Annotated in this window: 21 protein-coding genes and 1 pseudogene; 9 read left to right on the plus strand and 13 right to left on the minus strand. The window is 74.3% G+C overall.

What is annotated here, in order from left to right; all coding sequences use genetic code 11:
* The first annotated feature begins 123 nt into the window (after nucleotides 1–123).
* Nucleotides 124–342: a hypothetical protein gene (locus JQN70_RS18340; protein ID WP_204132822.1), complete on the plus strand. Its 219-nt coding sequence runs from the start codon at nucleotides 124–126 to the stop codon at nucleotides 340–342.
* 43 nt (nucleotides 343–385) lie between these two features.
* Here JQN70_RS18340 and JQN70_RS18345 read toward each other — a convergent pair whose 3' ends face one another.
* Nucleotides 386–1,237, minus strand: a complete 852-nt coding sequence (locus JQN70_RS18345) for an ROK family protein (protein WP_204132823.1) — start codon at nucleotides 1,235–1,237, stop codon at nucleotides 386–388.
* A gap of 139 nt (nucleotides 1,238–1,376) precedes the next feature.
* Between JQN70_RS18345 and JQN70_RS18350 the strand changes: the two genes are divergently transcribed.
* Nucleotides 1,377–1,622, plus strand: a complete 246-nt coding sequence (locus JQN70_RS18350; RefSeq protein ID WP_204132824.1) for a hypothetical protein — start codon at nucleotides 1,377–1,379, stop codon at nucleotides 1,620–1,622.
* A gap of 40 nt (nucleotides 1,623–1,662) precedes the next feature.
* On the opposite strand, the gene JQN70_RS20415 is transcribed toward JQN70_RS18350, so the two are convergent.
* The 3 genes from JQN70_RS20415 to JQN70_RS18365 are packed head-to-tail and all read right to left on the minus strand — an operon-like array spanning nucleotide 1,663 to nucleotide 4,351.
* A complete protein-coding gene (locus tag JQN70_RS20415) occupies nucleotides 1,663–2,265 on the minus strand; it encodes a GerMN domain-containing protein (protein ID WP_204132825.1) in 603 nt (200 codons plus the stop codon).
* Nucleotides 2,262–3,644: a HAMP domain-containing sensor histidine kinase gene (locus tag JQN70_RS18360; RefSeq protein ID WP_204132826.1), complete on the minus strand. Its 1,383-nt coding sequence runs from the start codon at nucleotides 3,642–3,644 to the stop codon at nucleotides 2,262–2,264. Before JQN70_RS18360 ends, JQN70_RS20415 begins: the two co-directional genes overlap by 4 nt.
* Complete coding sequence (locus JQN70_RS18365) at nucleotides 3,641–4,351, minus strand: response regulator transcription factor (protein WP_204132827.1); 711 nt, start codon at nucleotides 4,349–4,351, stop codon at nucleotides 3,641–3,643. Before JQN70_RS18365 ends, JQN70_RS18360 begins: the two co-directional genes overlap by 4 nt.
* 121 nt (nucleotides 4,352–4,472) lie before the next feature.
* Here JQN70_RS18365 and JQN70_RS18370 point away from each other — a divergent pair, with 121 nt between their 5' ends.
* From JQN70_RS18370 to JQN70_RS18390, 5 genes are all read left to right on the plus strand, one after another.
* The gene (locus tag JQN70_RS18370; RefSeq protein WP_204132828.1) at nucleotides 4,473–4,784 is read left to right on the plus strand and encodes an STAS domain-containing protein; all 312 of its coding nucleotides are present in this window, start codon (nucleotides 4,473–4,475) and stop codon (nucleotides 4,782–4,784) included.
* On the plus strand, nucleotides 4,781–5,266 hold the full coding sequence (locus JQN70_RS18375) for a hypothetical protein (RefSeq protein ID WP_204132829.1): 486 nt from the start codon (nucleotides 4,781–4,783) through the stop codon (nucleotides 5,264–5,266). The genes JQN70_RS18370 and JQN70_RS18375 overlap by 4 nt, the downstream gene beginning before the upstream one ends.
* Nucleotides 5,267–5,284: 18 nt before the next feature.
* Nucleotides 5,285–5,467, plus strand: a complete 183-nt coding sequence (locus JQN70_RS18380; protein ID WP_204132830.1) for a hypothetical protein — start codon at nucleotides 5,285–5,287, stop codon at nucleotides 5,465–5,467.
* Between the two features lie 115 nt (nucleotides 5,468–5,582).
* Nucleotides 5,583–6,734, plus strand: coding sequence for a lysylphosphatidylglycerol synthase transmembrane domain-containing protein (locus JQN70_RS18385; RefSeq protein WP_204132831.1), 1,152 nt, complete (start codon nucleotides 5,583–5,585; stop codon nucleotides 6,732–6,734).
* On the plus strand, nucleotides 6,686–7,654 hold the full coding sequence (locus JQN70_RS18390) for an aldo/keto reductase (RefSeq protein WP_204132832.1): 969 nt from the start codon (nucleotides 6,686–6,688) through the stop codon (nucleotides 7,652–7,654). The genes JQN70_RS18385 and JQN70_RS18390 overlap by 49 nt, the downstream gene beginning before the upstream one ends.
* Nucleotides 7,655–7,663: 9 nt before the next feature.
* Here JQN70_RS18390 and JQN70_RS18395 read toward each other — a convergent pair whose 3' ends face one another.
* Complete coding sequence (locus JQN70_RS18395; protein ID WP_204132833.1) at nucleotides 7,664–8,557, minus strand: alpha/beta hydrolase; 894 nt, start codon at nucleotides 8,555–8,557, stop codon at nucleotides 7,664–7,666.
* Between the two features lie 43 nt (nucleotides 8,558–8,600).
* Nucleotides 8,601–9,335, minus strand: coding sequence for an HpcH/HpaI aldolase family protein (locus JQN70_RS18400; RefSeq protein WP_204132834.1), 735 nt, complete (start codon nucleotides 9,333–9,335; stop codon nucleotides 8,601–8,603).
* A 145-nt stretch (nucleotides 9,336–9,480) separates the two neighbouring features.
* Between JQN70_RS18400 and JQN70_RS18405 the strand changes: the two genes are divergently transcribed.
* Nucleotides 9,481–9,936, plus strand: coding sequence for a hypothetical protein (locus JQN70_RS18405; RefSeq protein ID WP_204132835.1), 456 nt, complete (start codon nucleotides 9,481–9,483; stop codon nucleotides 9,934–9,936).
* A 13-nt stretch (nucleotides 9,937–9,949) separates the two neighbouring features.
* Here the strand turns inward: JQN70_RS18405 and JQN70_RS18410 are convergent.
* Nucleotides 9,950–10,213, minus strand: a pseudogene (locus tag JQN70_RS18410) (ATP dependent DNA ligase); the annotation flags it as partial.
* Between the two features lie 231 nt (nucleotides 10,214–10,444).
* Here JQN70_RS18410 and JQN70_RS18415 point away from each other — a divergent pair.
* Nucleotides 10,445–11,503: a TIR domain-containing protein gene (locus JQN70_RS18415; protein ID WP_204132837.1), complete on the plus strand. Its 1,059-nt coding sequence runs from the start codon at nucleotides 10,445–10,447 to the stop codon at nucleotides 11,501–11,503.
* 20 nt (nucleotides 11,504–11,523) lie between these two features.
* Here the strand turns inward: JQN70_RS18415 and JQN70_RS18420 are convergent, their stop codons facing one another.
* The 6 genes from JQN70_RS18420 to JQN70_RS18445 all read right to left on the minus strand — a co-directional run bounded on the left by JQN70_RS18420 (nucleotide 11,524) and on the right by JQN70_RS18445 (nucleotide 19,176).
* Nucleotides 11,524–13,053 carry an ATP-dependent DNA ligase gene (locus JQN70_RS18420; RefSeq protein WP_204132838.1) on the minus strand — a complete coding sequence of 510 codons (1,530 nt, stop codon included), beginning with the start codon at nucleotides 13,051–13,053 and terminating at the stop codon, nucleotides 11,524–11,526.
* Complete coding sequence (locus JQN70_RS18425) at nucleotides 13,050–13,409, minus strand: VOC family protein (RefSeq protein WP_204132839.1); 360 nt, start codon at nucleotides 13,407–13,409, stop codon at nucleotides 13,050–13,052. Before JQN70_RS18425 ends, JQN70_RS18420 begins: the two co-directional genes overlap by 4 nt.
* Nucleotides 13,410–13,477: 68 nt before the next feature.
* Nucleotides 13,478–13,912, minus strand: coding sequence for a GNAT family N-acetyltransferase (locus JQN70_RS18430; protein WP_307836076.1), 435 nt, complete (start codon nucleotides 13,910–13,912; stop codon nucleotides 13,478–13,480).
* Nucleotides 13,913–13,964: 52 nt separating this feature from the next.
* A complete protein-coding gene (locus JQN70_RS18435; protein ID WP_434063755.1) occupies nucleotides 13,965–15,764 on the minus strand; it encodes a BCCT family transporter in 1,800 nt (599 codons plus the stop codon).
* A gap of 218 nt (nucleotides 15,765–15,982) precedes the next feature.
* On the minus strand, nucleotides 15,983–16,672 hold the full coding sequence (locus tag JQN70_RS18440; protein ID WP_204132875.1) for a response regulator transcription factor: 690 nt from the start codon (nucleotides 16,670–16,672) through the stop codon (nucleotides 15,983–15,985).
* Entirely contained in the window at nucleotides 16,672–19,176 is a 2,505-nt protein-coding gene (locus JQN70_RS18445) for a sensor histidine kinase (protein WP_204132841.1), read from the minus strand. Before JQN70_RS18445 ends, JQN70_RS18440 begins: the two co-directional genes overlap by 1 nt.
* Nucleotides 19,177–19,183: the final 7 nt, after the last annotated feature.

Raw genomic sequence — 19,183 nt, forward strand, 5'->3', positions numbered from 1 at the left:
CGATTCCGGGCCGCTGTGGTGCTTGCGGCGTGGTGTGGCCTGAGACGCGGCGAGGTTTGTGCACTCCGCACCGAGGACGTCGACCTCCACAGGGGAGTCGTCCGGGGGAGGAAGAAGGTCGGCGTGAGCATCTCGTTCCACGACCTACGCCACACTGGCCAGTCGCTGGCGGCGGCCACCGGGGCGAGCCTCGTGGACCTCAAGCAGCGGTTGGGCCACTCCTCGACCGCCGCAGCGCAGCGGTACATGCATGCCGTCGAGGGCCGGGACTCACAGATCGCCGCGGCCCTCTCCGACATGGCGCTCCACGGGGATGCCACCAAGCTCCCCCGCCGGCTCTGAGACGTCGATGTTGCCCGCCGGAACGCTCGAACCTCGCAGGCGGCTACGCGCCGTCGCGGTGGATCCGCAGGAGGGCGGCGAGCCCACGGACGACGAGCGTGCCGGGGTCGGCGTCGACGGTCAGCCGGCAGGCGGCCCACGGCTCGGGAAGGGCGGCCTCCGCGGCCGCCTCCTGCACGGCGTCGACGTAGCCGGGGTAGCGCGTCGTCCCGCCGGCGAGCACGACGCGCGCGGGGTTGAGGAGCGTGACCACCCCACCGACCGCCCGCCCGAGGGCCCGGCCCGCGTCCCGCACCACGCGGACCGCCTCGGCGTCCCCGGCCGCGACGAGCTCGGCCACCTCGGCCCCGGGGCGGCGCACGGCCTCCGTCACGGCGCGTCCCGAGGCGAGGTCGTCGAGCCGGGCCGTCGTGCCGCCGGCCAGGTCGACCGGCACGCTGCCCAGCTCTCCCGCCCACCCGGTGGTCCCGCCGAGCATCCGTCCTCCCGAGAGCACCGCGGCGGCGATGCCCGTGCCCACGACGACCACGACGAGGTCGCGCACCTCCGGGTGCGTACTGCGGGCCGCGGCGAGCGAGGCGCGCACGTCGTTCACGACGAGGTCGACCCCCCGGCCGGCGCCCGGCCCCCAGCCGGCGAGGCGGGGCAGCACGTCGGAGACGACGACGCGCCCCTCGGCGTCGACGAGCCCGGGTACCGCGACCCCCACCGACGCCACCGCACCCTGCCGCGCCGCGAACGCCGCCACCTGCTCGTCGAGGAACGCGCCGTCGGCGTCCGGGCCGGTGGCGCGGCGCTCCTCGTCGAGGACCTCTCCGCCGGGGGCGAGGGCGCGGAGCAGGAGCTTGCTGCCGCCGACGTCCGCGACGACGTCGACCTCTGCGGCACCGGGCACGTCGACCAGCCTAGGTCGACCGCGTCACGGGACCGTCACACGATCGCAAAGCGGTCGGCCGACGAACCGTCACACCGGGTTGCGAGGGTCGGAGGACACCAATCGACCGCCGTCCGCACGGGCGGGAAGGAGCAGACCGATGACCTCCGGTTCCATCGTCCTCGAGAGCACCGACCGCGTCGACGACCGCACCCACGCGATCGCCGCCGCCCAGCTGCGCGGCGAGGCCCGCGCCGCCGGACGCCGCCCCCGCGAGCTCGTGCGGGCCATCGCCAGCGAGCTCGAGCACCTGGGGATGCGCCCCAACCTCCCCGAGCTGACGCGCCGCTACCGCGCCGGCGAGTCCCGGCTCCCGCAGCACCTCGCCGAGGCCTCGCACGCCTGAGCGCCCGGGCGACAACGACTACGCCACCCTGCCGGCCCCCTCAGCCGTCCGACGCCGAGGAGGCCAGCAGGGTGGCGTAGTCCTGCGCCGTCAGCGGCCGGTCGGTCAGGGCGCCACCGGGCAGCGGCGCCTCGATGGGCGAGCCGTCGGAGGTGAGGACGACGTCGTCGACGCCCGGCACCGAGGTGAGGGTGAGGACGAGCTGGCCGGCCGCCAGCGGCAGGCGCCCGGCACCGGTCGGCAGGGAGCCCGCCCGCAGGTCGACCGTCGCCCGGCCGCCCTCGAGTGAGGTGAGCGTGGCCTGCACGTCGGGCCCGAGCGCGGTCGAGCGCCCGGCGGCCCGGTCCGCCTCCGTCGGCCCCTCGACGAGGAGGCGCAGCGCCTGCCCGACCGCGTCGCGCGACGAGCCCGGGTCCGCCACGGGGGACGCCGGCACCAGCCGGTCCTCCCGCACGAGGAAGACGAACGGACCCCGCGTCGCCGACTCCGTCGGGGAGGGCGCCGCCGCGTCCGAGGGCGCGAGCAGGTCGTACGGCACCGAGGCGATGGTGCTCGCCGGGGTGTCGTGCGGTGCGCCGCACCCGGCGAGCGCCGCCGCGACGAGCAGGACCGACGCGCCGACCGTCCACCGCCCGGCGGTCACGACCCGCCCTCCGCACCGTCGCCGCCGGCGGGCAGGCCGATGACGAAGGTCGCCCCACCGCCCGGCGTCTCCTCGACCCACACCCGACCCCCGTGCGCGCGGACGGTCTCGGCGACGAGGCTGAGGCCCAGGCCGGTGCCCGGGGTCGACCCCCGCGAGCCGATCCGGCTGAACCGGTCGAAGACCCGCGAGCGCTCGGCGTCGGGCACGCCCGGGCCGCGGTCGACGACGAGCACCTCCACCGAGCCGCTCCCCGACCGCAGGAGCACCTGCTCGACGCCGCCGCCGTGGCGGTCGGCGTTCTCCAGGAGGTTGACGAGTGCCCGGTGCAGCTGGGGCTTGCTGCCCTCGACGGGCGTGAGGGGCCCCACCACCTCCACCCCGACGTGCGCGCGCCCGGTGTCCGCGAGGGTGTGCCGCACGAGGGCCTCGAGGTCCATCGGTTCCGGATCGCGTTCGAGCACACCGGCATCGAGCCGGCCGAGCTCGAGGAGGTGCTCGAGCGACCGGTGCAGGCGGCGGACCTCGCGGTCGACGAGGTCCGCCGCCGCGCGCTGACGCTCCGGGTCGCGCCCCTGCGCGGAGCGCAGCACGGTCACCGACGTCATGAGGGTGGTCACCGGTGAGCGCAGCTCGTGGGCGACGTCGGCCGCGAACCGCGCGTCCCGCTGCATCCGTTCCTCGAGCGCCTCGACCATCGAGTTGAACGAGCCGACGATGACCGCGAGGTCCGGGTCGGAGGTGTCGGGCAGGCGCGTCGTCATCCGGCCCGCCGCGATGGCCGCCGCCGCCGAGGCGACGTCGCGCAGCGGGGCGAGGGTGCGCGCCGAGGCCGACCCGCCGAGCAGCGCACCGACGGCGGTCGTCCCGGCCGCGAAGGCGGCCAGCACCACGGCGAGGGTGCGCAGCGTCGACTGCAGCTCGGTCGTCGGCGAGATCTCGTAGACCGCGACCCCGACCGCGGGCACCGGGACCCCGACGACCACGGCCGGTCCGCCCGCGAGGGTCGTCCAGGCCCGCGACGCCCGCCCCTGCGCGGCCGCGGCCCGCACGTCGGCGGGGACGTCGGCCTCCCCGGTCTCGAGGGAGGAGGTGTACCACTGCCCCGAGCGGTCGACGAGGACGACGGCCCCGGGCGGCGGCGAGGTCTCGTCGAGGACGTCGCTGACCGAGGAGCCGGCGGTGAGCAGGCCCTCGCGGAGCAGCGCGGCGTCGACGAAGGCCTGGCGGGTCGCGGTCGCCTCGCGCTGACCGACGAGGTAGTGCCGGGCGGTGAGGTAGGTACCGACGGCCAGCAGGGTCGAGACGACGAGGGCCAGCAGGGCGAAGGAGGCCGTCGAGGTCGCCCGGATGCCCAGCCGCCCCGCCGCCGGCCTCACTGCGGGTCCAGCCGGTACCCCAGCCCGCGGACCGTGACGACGAGACGGGGGTCGGAGGCGGTGACCTCGACCTTGGTGCGCAGCCGCCGCACGTGGACGTCGACGATGCGCTCGTCGCCGAAGTAGCCGTGGTCCCAGACCCGTTCGAGCAGGACCTGCCGACTGAGCACGCGCCCGGCGGAGGCGGCCAGCTCGCGCAGGAGGTGGTACTCGGTGACCGTGAGGTGCACGACCTCCTCGCCGCGCCGGAGCACCGCCGCCCCCGTGTCGAGGACGAGGGGGCCGTTCTCCGCGTCGAGCACGACGACGTCCGGGGCGTCGGCCGTCTGCTCGGCGGAGCGGGTGGGCGGCCGGCGCCGCAGGGCCCGCAGCCGCGCGCTGACCTCCTTGATCTCGAACGGCTTGGTGACGTAGTCGTCGGCGCCGGCCTCGAGCGCGGCGACGATGTCGTGGGTGTCGCCCTTCGCGCTGAGCACGATGATCGGGACGTCGGAGCGGCGGCGCACCTCGCGGATGAACGAGTAGCCGTCCATGCCCCCGAGCATGAGGTCGACGAGGTGGAGGTCGACCTCGCCGAGGGACGGGTCGCGCAGCGCCTCCTCGGCGCTCGGGTGACCGGTGACCTCGTAGCCCTCGTCCTCGAGGGCCATGGTCACGGACGTGCGGATGCCGTCGTCGTCCTCGAGGACGAGCAGCCGGACGGACATCCCCGCAGTCTGCCAGCCGGCCGCTCGGCACCGGGCCGGCGCACCCGCTCGGGCGCAGGTTGTCACGAAACTGCAAAGTGACGGCGCGCCCACCGTCATCCCCGGTTGGGAGCCTGCGGGCATGACGACGCCCCCGCCCCCCGACGACCGCGAGGACGCCCTCACGCTCGCGCTCGACGGTGTCTCGGGCGCCGACGACCGCCGCCGGGTGCGCGCCGGGGTCGCGGCGGGGGTGGTGTCCGGCCGGCCGGTGCGGGTCGACCTCTCCGGGCTCGACCGGCTCTCGTCCCGCACCGTCGCCACCATCCTCTGGGCCCGGCGCAGCTGCGCCCTGCGCAACCTCGGCTTCTCGGTCGTCGGCGACCACGGGATGACGCGCCGGGTCCTGCGCGGGAGCGGCCTCGGCGGCGACGAACCGGGTGCCCCGTGGTGACCCGCATCGTCGGGACCGCCCTCGTGCACAGCGAGGAGGCCCGCGGCTGGCGCGTGAGCACGGTCGAGTACCCCGAGGGCCGGGCCCACATCGAGCACCGGTCCCGCCTGACGCAGGTGCTCGTCGGCGACCGGTCCGGCAGCATGGCGGCCCCCGGTGTCCCCTGCTACTCGACCGCCGCGTGCACCCCCGACGGCGAGCTGCTCGTCGCGGTGCGCTCGGCCCCGCCCGCCCTCGTCGTGACCACCGACGGCTGCCGGGTGCACCCGGCGGACGGGACCGGGCACGACAGCGTCTTCCCCGCAGCGGGCGAGCGGCTGATCCTGCTTTCCTGCAACGCCTACGAGGTGGCCCCCGACCTGCTCGCCGAGGAGGTCCGGGCCTCCCCCGGCCGGCTGGCGCTCGACGCGCCCGAGGACCTGCTCCTGGCGCTCCTCGGGCCGGGCGGCCGCGGGGCCGGCGCCGTCATCACCCACGACTGACCGACCCGAGGAGACACCGTGAACCACAGCCCCGCCTTCCTCGACGCGCTCGCCGAGGAGCGTGCCGCCATCGCCCTCCGGCTGGGCCTCGCCCCGACACCCGAGGACGCCGCCGAGGCCCGGGGGCGGTTGCGCGACCTCGATGAGCTCGAGGCGCGGGCCCGTCCCGACGTCGTCGGGCCCGAGGGCTGTCTGGGCTGAGCTCCCCGGCGCCGGCGCTCGCCCGTCGACCCCGAGCGCCCCCCGTCCGCCCCGGGGTCGATCTGGGGGTGACCCCTGATGCGCCCCGGCCCGGCCCCGCGGCACGGTGAGGCCCATGACGACGGTGTGGGGTCCGGGGGTGCGGCTGGCGGCCGGTGCGGCGCTCGCCGCCGCGGTCGTCGCGATGGCCCTGCCGCGGGTCACCGGTACCTCGTGGGAGCCGATCCTCGCCGCCCTCACCCGCCCGAGCCCGGCGCAGCTCGGGCTGCTCGCGGCGCTCTGGCTGGTCGGGCTGTGGGTGCACACCCCGTCGCTCACCGCGGCCCTGCCCGGCCTCTCGCACCGCCGGGCCCTGCTCCTCAACCTCTCCGGTTCGTTCGTCTCCAACCTGCTCCCCCTCGGCGGTGCCGCCGGCACGGTCGTCAACTGGCGGATGGCCCGCGGCTGGGGCTTCGGGTCGGCCGCGTTCGGCCGCTGGGCCCTCGTGACCAACCTCGCGGACACGGTCGTCAAGCTCCTCCTGCCCGGCGTCGTCCTCTGCTGGGTCGCGGTGTCCGGTCGTGACCTCGCCGGGCCGCTGACCGCCCCCGGGACGGTCGGGGTCGCGCTGCTCCTCGCCCTCGTCACCGGCGTCGTCGTGCTCGGGCGGGACGACCGCGCCGTCCGCCGGCTCGGCCGGCTGCTCGACCGGCTCGCCGCCCGCCTCCGGCCGCTCCCGGTGGCGCCGGAGGGCTGGGGCGAGCGCGCAGCACGGTTCCGGCGCGACAGCGCCCACCTCGTGCGCACCGGCTGGGCCCGGATGCTCGGGGGCAAGGTCGGCTACGCGCTGTTCCAGGCACTGCTGCTCTGGGCCTGCCTCGAGGTGGTCGGCGCCCCGGCCGCGCCGGTCGTCGTCGCGTCGGCGTTCGTCGTCGAGCGCCTGCTCTCGATGCTCGTCATCACCCCGGGGGCCACCGGCATCGTCGAGGTCGGGATGGCCGGCGCCCTCACGGCGCTGGGGGTGCCGGCCGCTCCGGCCGCCGCCGGGGTCCTGCTCTACCGCGCGTTCGTCGTCGGCATGGAGGTCCCGGTCGGCGGGCTGGCGCTCCTCGGGTGGTGGGCCGGTCGGCGGCGCGGGGCCCGGGCGGTCCGGCCCGTGGTCCGCTCGCACCCCGCCGACCGCACGGCCGGTCGGACGGCGCATGATGCCAGGAGCGACCCGACCGAAGGAGCACCCTCGTGGAGTACACCCGTCTCGGCAGCACCGGGCTCACCGTCAGCCGGATAGCCCTCGGCTGCATGAGCTACGCCGACGGCTCGCGCGGCAACCATCCGTGGGCCCTCGACGAGGAGACGTCGGGCGCGTTCTTCCGGCAGGCCGTCGAGCTGGGAGTCACGTTCTGGGACACCGCGAACGTCTACAGCGCCGGCACGTCCGAGGAGTTCGTCGGCCGGGCGCTGCGCCGGTACAGCCGGCGCGAGGACATCGTGCTGGCGACCAAGGTCCACGGCCGGATGCACGACGGTCCCGGCGGGAGCGGCCTGTCCCGCAAGGCGATCCTCGAGCAGGTCGACGCCTCGCTCTCCCGGCTCGGCACCGACTACGTCGACCTCTACCAGATCCACCGCTTCGACCCCGAGGTCCCCGTCGAGGAGACGATGGAGGCCCTCCACGACGTCGTGCGCGCGGGCAAGGCCCGGTACATCGGCGCCTCCTCGATGTGGGCGTGGCAGCTCGCGACGATGCAGCACGCGGCCGACCTCGGGGGCTGGACCCGGTTCGTCTCGATGCAGGACCAGTACAGCCTCCTCATGCGCGAGGAGGAGCAGGAGATGTTCCCCCTGCTGGCCCACCAGGGGCTGGGGTCGCTCCCGTGGAGCCCGCTGGCCCGGGGACGGCTGGCCCGGCCGTGGGGCGAGCAGACCGAGCGCTCGGGCACCGACGACTTCGGCAAGCGCCTCTACCGCGACTCGGACGCCGAGATCGTCGGCGCCGTCGAGCGGGTGGCGCGGGAGCGCGGCGTCGCGATGTCGACCGTCGCGCTCGCGTGGGTGCTGCGGAACCCGGTCGTCGACGCCCCCATCGTCGGCGCCACGAAGGAGCACCACCTGCCGGACGCCGTCGCCGCGCTCGACCTCGACCTCACCGACGACGAGGTCGGGGCGCTCGAGGCGGCCTACACGCCGCGGCGGCCCAGCGGCTTCTGAGCGGCCCGGTCAGCGCCCCGGCGCCACGAGGCCGCACGCGATGCGCACCCGCTCGGCGACCATCGCCATCGTCACGCGCGCCCGCACGGGGTCGTCCGTGAGGAAGTAGTGGTCGACGTCCGGGGTCACGTGGTGGAGGACCTCGACGCCCGCAGCCCGCAGCCGGGCGGCGTAGCGGTCGCCGTCCGGGCGCAGGGCGTCGCGCCCGCCGGTCATCACGACGGTCGGCGGCAGGCCGGAGAGGTCGTCGGCGAGCAGCGGCGACGCGTACGGCTCGCGGCGCCGGGCGACGTCGGGGAAGTAGACCCGTCGGACGAGGCGGCGCAGGTCGGGCCCGACCATCCCGGGCCGGTCCTCGACCGGGGAGGCGAGGTCGAGCGCGGGGACGCCGAGGACCTGGAGCACCGGCGCGTACGACCCGTGGTCGCGCGCCATGAGGCACACGGCGGCGGCCACCTGCCCGCCCGCGCTGAACCCGCTGACCACGAGGCGCCGGCCGTCGACGCCGTACTCGGCTCCGTGCGTGGCGAGCTCGGCGGCCACGTCGTCGCCCTCCTCCTGCCCGACGGGGTAGCGGGCCTGCGGCGCGACCGACCAGTCGACGTTGGCCACCGCGACACCGGCGGTGGCGGCGAGGTACCGGCACCACCAGTCGTCCATCTCCGGGTAGCGCATGACGAAGGCCCCACCGTGGAAGTGGACGACCACCGGCGGGGTGCCGTCCGAGTTCGTGTCCTGCGGACGGTGGAGGTCGACGCGGACGTCACCGTGCCGCGTCGGGACCCGCAGCCGCTCGGGCGCCGGCAGGTCCTGGCCGGCGAAGCGCAGCGGCTCCCCGTAGCGCACGGTGAACGGCGCGGACTTCTGCATCAGCCACGCCTGCGCGTCGTCGAGGAGGGTCACGCCCGGTGGTTCGTGGCGACCGGGTCCGCGGATGGCCGGGCGGTCAGGCCGGGTCGGGGTCCGTGTCCTCCGCGAGGACGGCCCGGACCCCGGCCGCCAGGACCGCCGCGTCGCTGGTCACCGCGAGGAACCCGATGCCGTGCGCCCGCAGGCGCCGGGCCGCGGCGGGCGAGCCGGCGAACGCGCCGACGAGCAGGCCCTGCCGCCCGGCGGCCGCGACGACCCGGGCCAGCGGCCCGTCCGGGTCGTCGTCGTCGAGGAGGGCCTCGACCGTCGTGCCGAGGGAGAGCGCGAGGTCGAGCGGGCCCACGAAGAGACCGTCGACGCCGGGTGTGGCCGCGATGGCCTCGACGTCGTCGAGCGCTCCGGGCGTCTCGACCATCACCCAGCAGCGGACCAGCTCGTTCGCCGCCTCCGGGTCCTGGGCCACACCTCCCCAGAGCGGCGCGAACGGTCCCCAGCTGCGTTCTCCCAGAGGGGGGTAGCGAGCGGCCAGCGCAGCCCTCTCGGCGTCGGCGGCGCTCGTCACGGACGGGACGACGACCCCCGCCGCACCGGCGTCGAGGGCCGCCCCGATCCAGGCGGCATCGACGGCCGGGACGCGGACCAGGAAGGGAGTGGGCACGGACGCCAGTGCCCGGCCGAGGACGTGTAGCGCGGCCCGGTCGACCGGCCCGTGCTGGGCGTCGAGGGCGAGCCAGTCGAACCCCGAGCCGGCCAGCCGCAGCAGCAGGTCGACGTCGGCGGTGCTCGTCCAGATGCCGCGGGAGGACTCCATCGCGCCATCGTGCCAGCCGACCGACGGGGTGACGCCGCTCTCGCGCGGCCCGCGCGACCCGGCCCCGGTGGGACGATGGACGTGGCGAGGCACGCGCCCTGCCGGTCGAGGTGCGGCGTCGGTGCACCGCCGGGAGGAGGAGGCCATGTCCGCCACCCACACCCACCCCACGCGCGGGTCCCGTCCGGCGCGCCGGCTCCGCCCCGCACCCCGTTCCGCGAACCTCGGCGGCCTCGTCGTCAACCTCGTGCTGCTCTACCTCGTCAACGAGCGGCCGGGCTGGGACGCCGTGCCGTTCCTCACCGGCGACACCCCGCTGGTCCTGCCGCTGGTCAACGCCGCGCTGTGGACGGGCGTCGTCGTCGAGGCGCTGGCCGTGCTGCTGCACACCCCCGGCTTCCGGGCGCTCGGTGACCTCGTGACGTCGGCGGTCGGCCTGACGGCGACGCTGCGGGTCTGGGACGTCTTCCCGTTCGACCTGACCTCGGGATGGCACCTCGTCGCGCGGGGCGTGCTCGTCCTCGCGGTGGTCGGCGGGGTCGTCGGGATCGTCGCGGCGCTCGTCCGGCTGCTCGGGTCACCCTGGCGCCCGCAGGCCTGACCGGCCGTCCGGCTCAGGACCCGCCGAGCGCGCGCACGGCGTCGATGGTGTCGGTCTCGTCGAGCGGCTTGTCGTCGCGGTAGCGCAGGACCCGGGCGAACCGCAGCGCCACCCCGCCCGGGTACCGCGACGAGCGCTGCACGCCGTCCAGGGCGATCTCGACGACCTGCTCGGGGCGCACCGTGACGACGTACCCGTCGGTGGGCCCGTCGGCGAGGTCGGTGAAGCGCTCGGTCTGCCACGCGAGCATCTCGTCGGTCATCCCCTTGAAGGTCTTCGGGGGGCGCCATGCACAAACGCTCGGTTCGCCTGATCAGCGGTCGCCGGGTGGTGTTTCGGGCATGGAACGCCTTGCCCGAGGCCAGCGGGTGCTCACGGATTGCGAGACTCGCGCATCGAACGAATGTTGAGTATGGCGCGAACAGCGTGTATGTTCGAACACATGAGCGAAGAGAACACCAACCGACCTGTTCGGAAGTCGCGGATCAGCCAAGCGGACATTCCGACCATGACGCTGCAGAAGTCGGTCCGCGTGCCACAAGCGCTCGCAGACAACTACGCCTCCCACCCCACTCGTCCCTTGGACGTGGCCTCCGCGTTGGACATGACGCCGTCCTCGGGGCCGTTTCGTCGCCTGTGCGGGGCTGCCGTTGGCTATGGACTGACCGATGGTGGGCCGAACGCTCCGACCATCTCCCTCACCAAGATGGGTGCCCGTGTCGTAACTCCTACCGAGGTAGACGACGACAAGAAGGCTCTCCGCGACGCTGCTCTCAAGCCGTCGGTCGCCAACAAGTTCTACACGCGCTACGACGGGTCTCCGCTCCCGCCGAAGAACATTGCCCAAAACGTTCTGGCGACGTTCGACGTGCCCACGGATCGAACGGGCGATGTCTACGAACTGTTGATCGAGAACGCGCGCTTCGTCGGCTTCCTCAAGACGATCAAGGACAAGGAGTACATCGACATCGGTGGTCCGATCGTGACTCCGGTGGAGAACCAGGGCCACGACGAGGACTTGGCGTTGGACGACGACTTTGAGGATGAGGAGGAGGCCGCGCCTCCAGCCACCGAGCAGCGCGAGGAACGGCGGGAGCACCCACCCACTCAGGCCTCACAGGACCCGGCCAAGAACGCCATCTTCCTCGGCCACGGGGGCAACAAGAAGCCGATGGAACAACTGATCAAGGTGCTCAACGAGTACAAGATTCCCTACAAGGCAGCGGTCGAAGAGCCGAATCGCGCGCGTCCCATTCCCCAGAAGGTGAGGGAGACGATGCAGGAGTGTGGCGCTGCGATTTTGGTCTTCACCGCCGACAAGGAGTACTTCGATGCCGATGGGAACAGCATCTGGCGGCCGAGTGAGAACGTCTCGCACGAACTCGGGGCGGCGTCAGTGCTCTACGGGGAGCGCATCGTGGTCTTCAAGGAGAAGGGGATCGATCTGGCGTCCAACTTCAGTTCCGTGGGGTACATCGAGTTCGAGAAGGACAAGCTCAGTGACAAGGGGCTTGACTTGTTCCGCGAGCTCGTGAGCATGGGGATCTTGAAGTTCTCGGTGGGCTGACGCCGACAGGCGATGGAGCGTCACGCCAAGAACGATCGGACGGCGTCGATCGTGTCGGCTTCCTCCGGGGTCTTGTCGCTCCGGTACCTCAACACGCGTGCGAACCGAAGGGCCACGCCCCCCGAGTAACGCTTGGAGCGTTGAACACCGTCGAAGGCAATCTCCACTACTTGCTCAGGGCGGACCCTCACAACCCAACCGTCATCATCGATCTTCAGATCCGTGAAGCGCTCGGTCTGCCATCTAAGGGTTTGGTCATCAAGGCCCTTGAACGTCTTGCCGACCATCACCCACCCGCCGGTGTCGGGGTCGCGGGCGCCGAGGTGGATGTTGGAGAGCCACCCGCGCCGGCGCCCCGAGCCGCGCTCGACGGCGAGCACGACGAGGTCGAGGGTGTGGGTGGGCTTGACCTTGACCCAGCCGCTGCCGCGACGACCGGCCGCGTACGGGGCCGCGGCGTCCTTGACGACGACCCCCTCGTGGCCGGCGGCGACGAGCTCGTCGAAGAAGGCGCCGGCCTCGGCGGGGTCGGAGGTGAGCAGGCGGGGCACGACGAGGTGGGGCGCGAGCGCGGTGAGGACGTCGTGCCGCTCCTGCGCGGGGGCGTCGACGAGGTCACGGCCGTCGGCGTGGAGGACGTCGAAGAGGTAGGTGGTCAGCGGCACCTCGGCCCGGAGCCGCGCGACGTCGGCCGAGCTCGCGGTGCGGGCGCCGGTCACCTGAAACGGTTCCGGACGCCCGTCGGCCCGGAGCGCGATGGCCTCGCCGTCGAGCACGAGGTCGCCCCCGGGGAGGCCGGTGACCGCCTCGACGACCTCGGGCACCCGCTCGGTGATCTCGTCGAGGCTGCGGGTGAAGACGGTGACCTCGGCGTCGCGCCGGTGGACCTGGACGCGGATGCCGTCGAGCTTGCCGTCGACGAGCATCGGCTCGCCGGCGAACCCCTCGACCGCCTCGTCGGTGGTCTTCGCCGAGGCCGCGAGCATCGGGCGCAGCGGGCGCCCGACGACGAGCCCGACCTCCTCGAGCGCGGGCCGGCCGCCGGACGCGGCGATCCCGGCGACGACGTGCGTCGACCCGGCGAGCATCACGGCCCGGCGCACGACGGCGTCGGGCACCTCGAAGGCGGCGGCGACCGCCCCGAGGACGACGCCGTCGAGCGCGCCCTGCCGGAGGTTGCCGGTCATCAGGGCGCGCAGGAACGCCTGCTCGTCGGCGGTGGCCCGGCCCATCAGGTCTGCGAGCGCGGCCCGGCGGGCGGCGGTGGAGCCGGCGCCGGCCGTGGCGGCCAGCCCGTCGAAGGCGGCATCGACCTCGGCGACCGTGAGCGACGACGCGCCCGCGGGCTCGGGCAGCGCCGACAGCGACCGGTACCCGACCCCGAGGCGGCGCTGCGGCAGCACCCCCGAGAGGAACGCGACGACCGTGCCGACCTCGTCGGCGTCGGCGCGCGCGAGCAGCCCGGCGATGGCGGCGGTCTTGGCCGTGCGCGACCGGGTGGCCGCGACCTCGCCCGAGACGGCGACGAGGTCGGCGAGCGCGAGGGTCATCCGGCCGGCTGCCAGGCCCCGAGCTCGTTGCCGGCGGGGTCGGTGAAGTAGAAGCGGCGACCACCCGGGAACTCGTAGGGCTCCTTGCTCACGGTGCCGCCGGCGTCGAGCACCGCCTGCACGGTGGCGTCGAGGTCGTCGGAGTAGAGGAGGACGAGCGGGCCCCCGGTGCCCGGCTCTCGCCCGGCGTCGACACCGCCGGCCTCGTCGTCACGACCCGGGACGCGGTAGCCGAGGTAGTCGGGGCCGTACTCGGTGAAGGTCCAGCCGAAGGCCCGCTCGTAGAAGGCGCGGACGGCCGGCAGGTCCGGGGCCCCGAGCTCGACGTAGTCGACGGCGTGGTGGGTGTGCGTCATCCCCGCACGCTAGCGGGACCCTCCGACACCAGGGGGGCGACGACGACCGACACAGTCGTCGATCGTCGTCAGCGGGCCAGGCGCATCGGGACGTGCGGGATGCCGTCGTCGAGGAACTCCGCGCCGTCGCGGGCGAACCCGAGCCGCTCGTACCAGTGCTCGAGGTGGGACTGCGCGTCGAGGACGACCGGCCCGCGGGTCGCCGCGAGCACCCCGAGCACGAGCTGGCGTGCCACCCCGGCGCCCCGCGCGTCCCGGGCCGTCGCCACCCGTCCCACCCGGACGACGCCCTCACCGTCGTCGAGGGCCCTGAGCGTCGCCACCACCGCGCCGACGCCGTCCTCCGCCCACCACTGGACGGTGCCGGGCTCGAGGTCGCGGCCGTCGAGGTCGGGGTAGAGGCACTCCTGCTCGAGGACGAACACGTCCTGCCGCAGCCGCATCAGCGCGTAGAGCACCTCGGCGGACAGGTCACGGGTCGGGGCGGAACGGACGACGGGCACGCCGACCACCCTAGGCACCCCCGGGACGGCCGAGCGGTGGGAGGCGCCGTGGTCAGGCGCGGGCGACCTCGGAGGCCTCGCTCGGGGTGCTGTCGCCCTCGCCGAGGACCGGCTCGTCGGCCGGCTCGACCGAGAGCGCGAAGTCGTCGCCGTGCCGGGTGGCCCCGGTGACGACCGCCTTCTCGACGGCGGCCACGGCGTAGCGCCGGCGCACGACGACCGGGTCCTGGCGCAGGTCCTTGACGAGCGCCCAGGCCAGCCCGACCATGACGAGCGCGAACGGCAAGGCCGCGACGATCGTCAGGTTCTGCAGCCCGGTCAGCGCCGAGTCACCGCCGACGAGGAGCATGACGGCGGCCACACCACCGGTCGCGACGCCCCAGAAGACGACGTTCCAGCGGCTCGGCTCGAGCGTGCCGCGCTGCGAGAGCGTGCCCATGACGATGGACGCCGCGTCCGCGCCGGACACGAAGAAGATCGCGACGAGGAGCATGACGACGACGGTCGTGACGCCCGCGAGCGGCATCGTGTCGAGCAGCCCGAACAGCTGGCCCTCCGAGGTCGACCGGCCCGCGAGGTCGGTGCCGTTCTGCTGCGCGTGGATCCCCGCGCCGCCGAAGATCGCGAACCACACGAGGCTGACCAGGCTCGGGACGAGCAGGACGCCGGTGACGAACTGGCGGATGGTGCGGCCGCGCGAGATGCGGGCGATGAACATGCCGACGAACGGCGTCCACGACATCCACCACGCCCAGTAGAAGACGGTCCACCCCGACAGCCACTCGGCCATCCCGTCGCCGCCCGCCGCGTCGGTGCGTGCGGACATCATCGCGAGGTCCTGGAAGTACGAGCCGACCGCGGTCGGGACGAGGTCCAGCATGAAGACGGTCGGACCCACGACGAAGACGAAGAGGGCCAGGGCGATGGCCAGCACCATGTTGATGTTCGACAGCCACTGGATGCCCTTGGCCACACCGGAGACCGCCGAGAGGATGAAGGCGACGGTGAGGACCGCGATGACGGCGACGAGCACGCCGTTGCCGACCTTCCCGATGCCGGAGACGATCTCGAGCCCGCTGCCGATCTGCAGCGCGCCGAGCCCGAGCGAGGCGGCCGAGCCGAACAGCGTCGCGAAGATCGCGAGCATGTCGATGACGCGACCGGCGCCGCCGGTGGCCCGGCGCTCGCCGATGAGCGGGATGAACGCCGACGAGACGAGCTGCGAGCGACCCTTGCGGAAGACGCCGTACGCGATGGCGATGCCGACGACCGCGTAGATGGCCCACGGGTGCAGCGTCCAGTGGAAGAGCGTCGTGGCCATCGCGGTCTGCACGGCCTGCGGGTTGCCGGCCTCGCCCGTGCCGGGCGGCGGGGTGACGAAGTGCGACAGCGGCTCGCTGACGCCGTAGAACATCAGGCCGATGCCCATGCCGGCGGAGAACATCATCGCGATCCACGAGACGGTGCGGAACTCCGGCTCCTCGTCGTCGGTGCCGAGCGGGATGTCGCCGAAGCGGCTCACCGCCAGCCAGATGACGAAGGCGACGAACGCCGACGCGAGGACGACGAACATCCACCCCATGTTCGTCACGGACCAGCCGAGGGCCGCGTCGGACGCCGAGCCGAGGGTGTCGGTGCTGAGGAAGCCCCAGGCGACGAAGGCGACGGCGATCACGGCGACGACACCGAAGACGACCTTGTCGACCTGAGAACCGCGCGACGGCTGTTCGACGACGTCGATCCCGAGGACCGGGTGGGGTGCCTCGCCGACGGCCGTCGTGGTGCGGGGCGGCTCCGTCCCGGGCGTCGGTGGCGGGGTGGTCTGCTCGGTCGTTCGGGTGTCGGTGCTCACTCTGCGTGCGTCCGCGGCGGGGTCGCCGCGGCCTCCGTCCATGGCTCGGCGTCGGGGGTACTCGGTCCTGTCAACCTGTCCACCAGACCAGAGACGCCCACCGGAGCCCAAACCGGCGGGTCGCCGAGGGCGCCGATCGGCCCACCCCCGCACCCTGTCTGACCTGCACGGATGCCGGGAGTATTCCGATCGGGCGACGAGACGAACCGCACAGGCGCTCACTCGACGAGGCGGTACCCGATGCCCGGCTCGGTGAGGATGTGCCGCGGCGCCGACGGGTCGTCCTCGAGCTTGCGCCGCAGCTGGTTGCCGTACACCCGCAGGTAGTTCGACTCCCGCCCGTACCCCGGCCCCCAGACGGCGCGCAGGAGGTCGGCCTGCGTGACGACCCGCCCCCGGTGCCGGGCGAGCTCGGCGACGAGCCGCCACTCGGTGGGCGTCAGGTGCACCGCCTCACCGCGGTGCGTGGCGGCCAGCGTCGCGAAGTCGAGGGCGAAGGCGTCCGTGGCCACCGGGGCGACCGCGGCCAGCCCGTCGTCCTCGCCTCCGCCGCGGCGCAGCGCCGAGCGCACCCGGGCCATCAGCTCGTCCATCCCGAACGGCTTGGTGACGTAGTCGTCGGCGCCCTCGTCGAGGGCCTCGACCTTGTCGTCGGACTGGTGGCGCGCCGACAGGACGACGACGGGCACCCGGCTCGTGGCCCGCAGACGCCGCAGCACCTCGACGCCGTCGAGGTCGGGGAGGCCGAGGTCGAGGACGACGAGGTCGGGCGGGGCGTCGTGGACGGTGGCCAGGGCGTCGAGCCCCGAGCCGACCTCCTCCACCTCGTAGCCGCGCGCCCGCAGGTTGATCCGCAGGGTGCGCCGGATGGTCGGGTCGTCGTCGACGACGAGCACCCTCTGGACCATCACGCTCCCTCCGCCACCGGCAGCTCGACGACCACCGTGAGCCCGCCACCCGGGGTGTCCTCCGCGGACACACTGCCACCCATCGCCTCGGCGAGCCCGCGCGCCACGGCGAGGCCGAGCCCGACGCCGTCGCCCGCCGGGGCGTCCCCGTACCGCTGGAACGGCAGGAAGATCCGGTCGCGCGCGGCCTCGGGGACGCCGGGACCGGTGTCGCACACCCGGATCTGGACGCGGTCACCCAGCCGGCTGGTCGCCACCCGCACCCGCCACGGCGGCTGCTGGTGGCGCAGGGCGTTCTCGACGACGTTGCCGAGCACGCGGTCGAGCAGGCCGGCGTCGGCGACGACGGTGCGGGCGTCGGCCCCGAGGTCCCAGACCACGCGCTCGGGCTCGGCCACCGCCGCGACGACACCGGGCACGACCTCGCCGAGGTCGACGGTGCGGGGGTTGGCCACGAGGGCGCCGGCCTGCAGGCGGGACATGTCGAGGAGGTTGCCGATGAGCACCTCGAGCCGGTCGGCGGAGTCCTCGATGGCCGCCTCGAGCTCGGCCTCGTCCTCGGGGCTGAAGGTCACCTCGGTCGAGCGCAGGCTGCCGATGGCGGCCTTGATCCCCGCCAGGGGGGTGCGCAGGTCGTGCGAGACCGCCGAGAGCAGGGCCGTGCGGGCGGAGTTGTCGCGGGCCAGGACGGCGGCCTCACCCGCCGAGGCCTGGAGCGAGCGCCGCTGGAGGATGGCGCCGGCGTGCGCGGCGAAGGCGGCGAGCAGGCGCTGGCGACCGGCGGGCACGGTGGCGCCGACAAGGACGAGCTCGTGGTCCTCGTCGGCCTCCTCGCGGGGCAGCCCCGGGGCGCGCAGGTCCTCGAGGGTGAGCGACGGGTCGGTAGCCGAGACGACCTCCATCCGGTGGTGCGCGTCCGGCCGGCGGACCACCGCGGCGGCGTCGGCGCCGAACATGTCGAGGGCCTGCTGGAGGAGCAGGGCCATCTGGTCGGTGGACCCGAGGAGGGTGTGGCTCAGCTCGGCGAGGGAGGCCGACTCGGCCTGCGCGCGCAGCGCCCGGTCGGCCCGCCGGGCGCTGCGGTCGACGACCCAGGCCACGGCGGCCGCGACGAGCACGAAGACGGCGAGCGCGACGGCGTTCTCGGGCTCGGAGATCGTCAGGCCGCCGGTCGGGGGCGTGAAGAACCAGTTGAGGAACAACGAGGACGCCACCGCCCCGAGGAGGGCCGGCCCCATCCCGCCGAGCAGGGCGGTGAGCACGCTGAGGAGGAGGAAGAGGGGCACGGTGAGCGGCAGGTCGGGGTCCTCGGGGAGCCCGGCGAGGACCTCGGTGAGGACGAACGGCCCCACGACGCCGAGGCCGTAGCCCAGGAGCTTGCGGCGCCGGGGCAGCCCGGCCCGCGGCGCCCGCCAGCCGCGCCCCGCGGCGAGCTTGTGCGTGACGACGTGCACGTCGATGTCACCGGACTCGGTGATGACCTCCTCGGTCGTGCTGGGGGACAACAGGGTCCGCCAGCGCGGGCGTCGGGAGGACCCGATGACGACCTGGCTCGCGTTGACGCCGCGGGCGAAGTCGAGGACGGCCTCGGCGAGGTCGTCGCCGGTGACCGTGTGGAAGGTGCCACCCAGCTCGTCGGTGAGCCGGCGCTGGGCGACGAGATCGGGCAGGGTCGGGCCGGTCAGTCCGTCGGAGCGCACCACGTGCACGGCGAGGAGCTCTCCGCCGGCGCCCCGCGCCGCGATGCGCGCCCCTCGCCGCAGCAGCGTCTCGCCCTCCGCCGCACCGGAGATGGCGACCACGACCCGCTCACGCGTCGGCCAGCTGGCGTCGATGCCGTGGTCGGCGCGGTAGGTCTCGAGGCCCTCGTCGACCCGGTCGGCCAGCCAGAGCAGGGCGAGCTCGCGCAGCGCCGAGAGGTTGCCCACCCGGAAGTAGTTGGCGAGCGCGGCGTCGACCTTCTCCGGCGCGTAGACGTTGCCGTGGGCCATCCGGCGGCGCAGGGCCTCCGGGGACATGTCGACGAGCTCGATCTGGTCGGCGGCGCGGACGACCGCGTCCGGCACCGTCTCGCGCTGGACGACCCCGGTGATCGAGGTGACGACGTCGTTGAGCGACTCGAGGTGCTGGACGTTGACCGTCGAGATGACGTCGATGCCGGCGTCGAGCAGCTCGTCGATGTCCTGCCAGCGCTTCTCGTGGCGCGAGCCGGGGGCGTTCGTGTGGGCGAGCTCGTCGACGAGGGCGACCCGGGGGGCCCGGGCCAGCAGGCCGTCGAGGTCCATCTCCTCGAGGGTGGTGCCGCGGTGCGTCAGGCGCGCCCTCGGCACCACCTCGAGGCCGTCGATCAGCGCCTTGGTGTGCGCCCGCTCGTGAGTCTCGACGAGCCCGACGACGACGTCGGTCCCGCGGTCGAGGCGGCGGTGGCCCTCGTCGAGCATCGCCACGGTCTTGCCCACGCCGGGGGCCGCCCCGAGGTAGATCCGCAGCCGTCCGCGTGCCATGGGCCCA

It is taken from the genome of Phycicoccus sonneratiae (assembly GCF_016887965.1).
Classification (GTDB): Bacteria; Actinomycetota; Actinomycetes; order Actinomycetales; family Dermatophilaceae; genus Phycicoccus; species Phycicoccus sonneratiae.

Bases quoted from the DNA above. Each gene is read 5' to 3' on its own strand.
- JQN70_RS18365 (WP_204132827.1), bottom strand. From the start codon at position 4,351: ATGTCCGTCCGGCTGCTCGTCCTCGAGGACGACGACGGCATCCGCACG.
- JQN70_RS18350 (WP_204132824.1), top strand. From the start codon at position 1,377: ATGACCTCCGGTTCCATCGTCCTCGAGAGCACCGACCGCGTCGACGAC.
- JQN70_RS18445 (WP_204132841.1), bottom strand. From the start codon at position 19,176: ATGGCACGCGGACGGCTGCGGATCTACCTCGGGGCGGCCCCCGGCGTG.
- JQN70_RS18415 (WP_204132837.1), top strand. From the start codon at position 10,445: ATGACGCTGCAGAAGTCGGTCCGCGTGCCACAAGCGCTCGCAGACAAC.
- JQN70_RS18370 (WP_204132828.1), top strand. From the start codon at position 4,473: ATGACGACGCCCCCGCCCCCCGACGACCGCGAGGACGCCCTCACGCTC.
- JQN70_RS18420 (WP_204132838.1), bottom strand. From the start codon at position 13,053: ATGACCCTCGCGCTCGCCGACCTCGTCGCCGTCTCGGGCGAGGTCGCG.
- JQN70_RS18425 (WP_204132839.1), bottom strand. From the start codon at position 13,409: ATGACGCACACCCACCACGCCGTCGACTACGTCGAGCTCGGGGCCCCG.
- JQN70_RS18405 (WP_204132835.1), top strand. From the start codon at position 9,481: ATGTCCGCCACCCACACCCACCCCACGCGCGGGTCCCGTCCGGCGCGC.
- JQN70_RS18385 (WP_204132831.1), top strand. From the start codon at position 5,583: ATGACGACGGTGTGGGGTCCGGGGGTGCGGCTGGCGGCCGGTGCGGCG.
- JQN70_RS18400 (WP_204132834.1), bottom strand. From the start codon at position 9,335: ATGGAGTCCTCCCGCGGCATCTGGACGAGCACCGCCGACGTCGACCTG.
- JQN70_RS18440 (WP_204132875.1), bottom strand. From the start codon at position 16,672: ATGGTCCAGAGGGTGCTCGTCGTCGACGACGACCCGACCATCCGGCGC.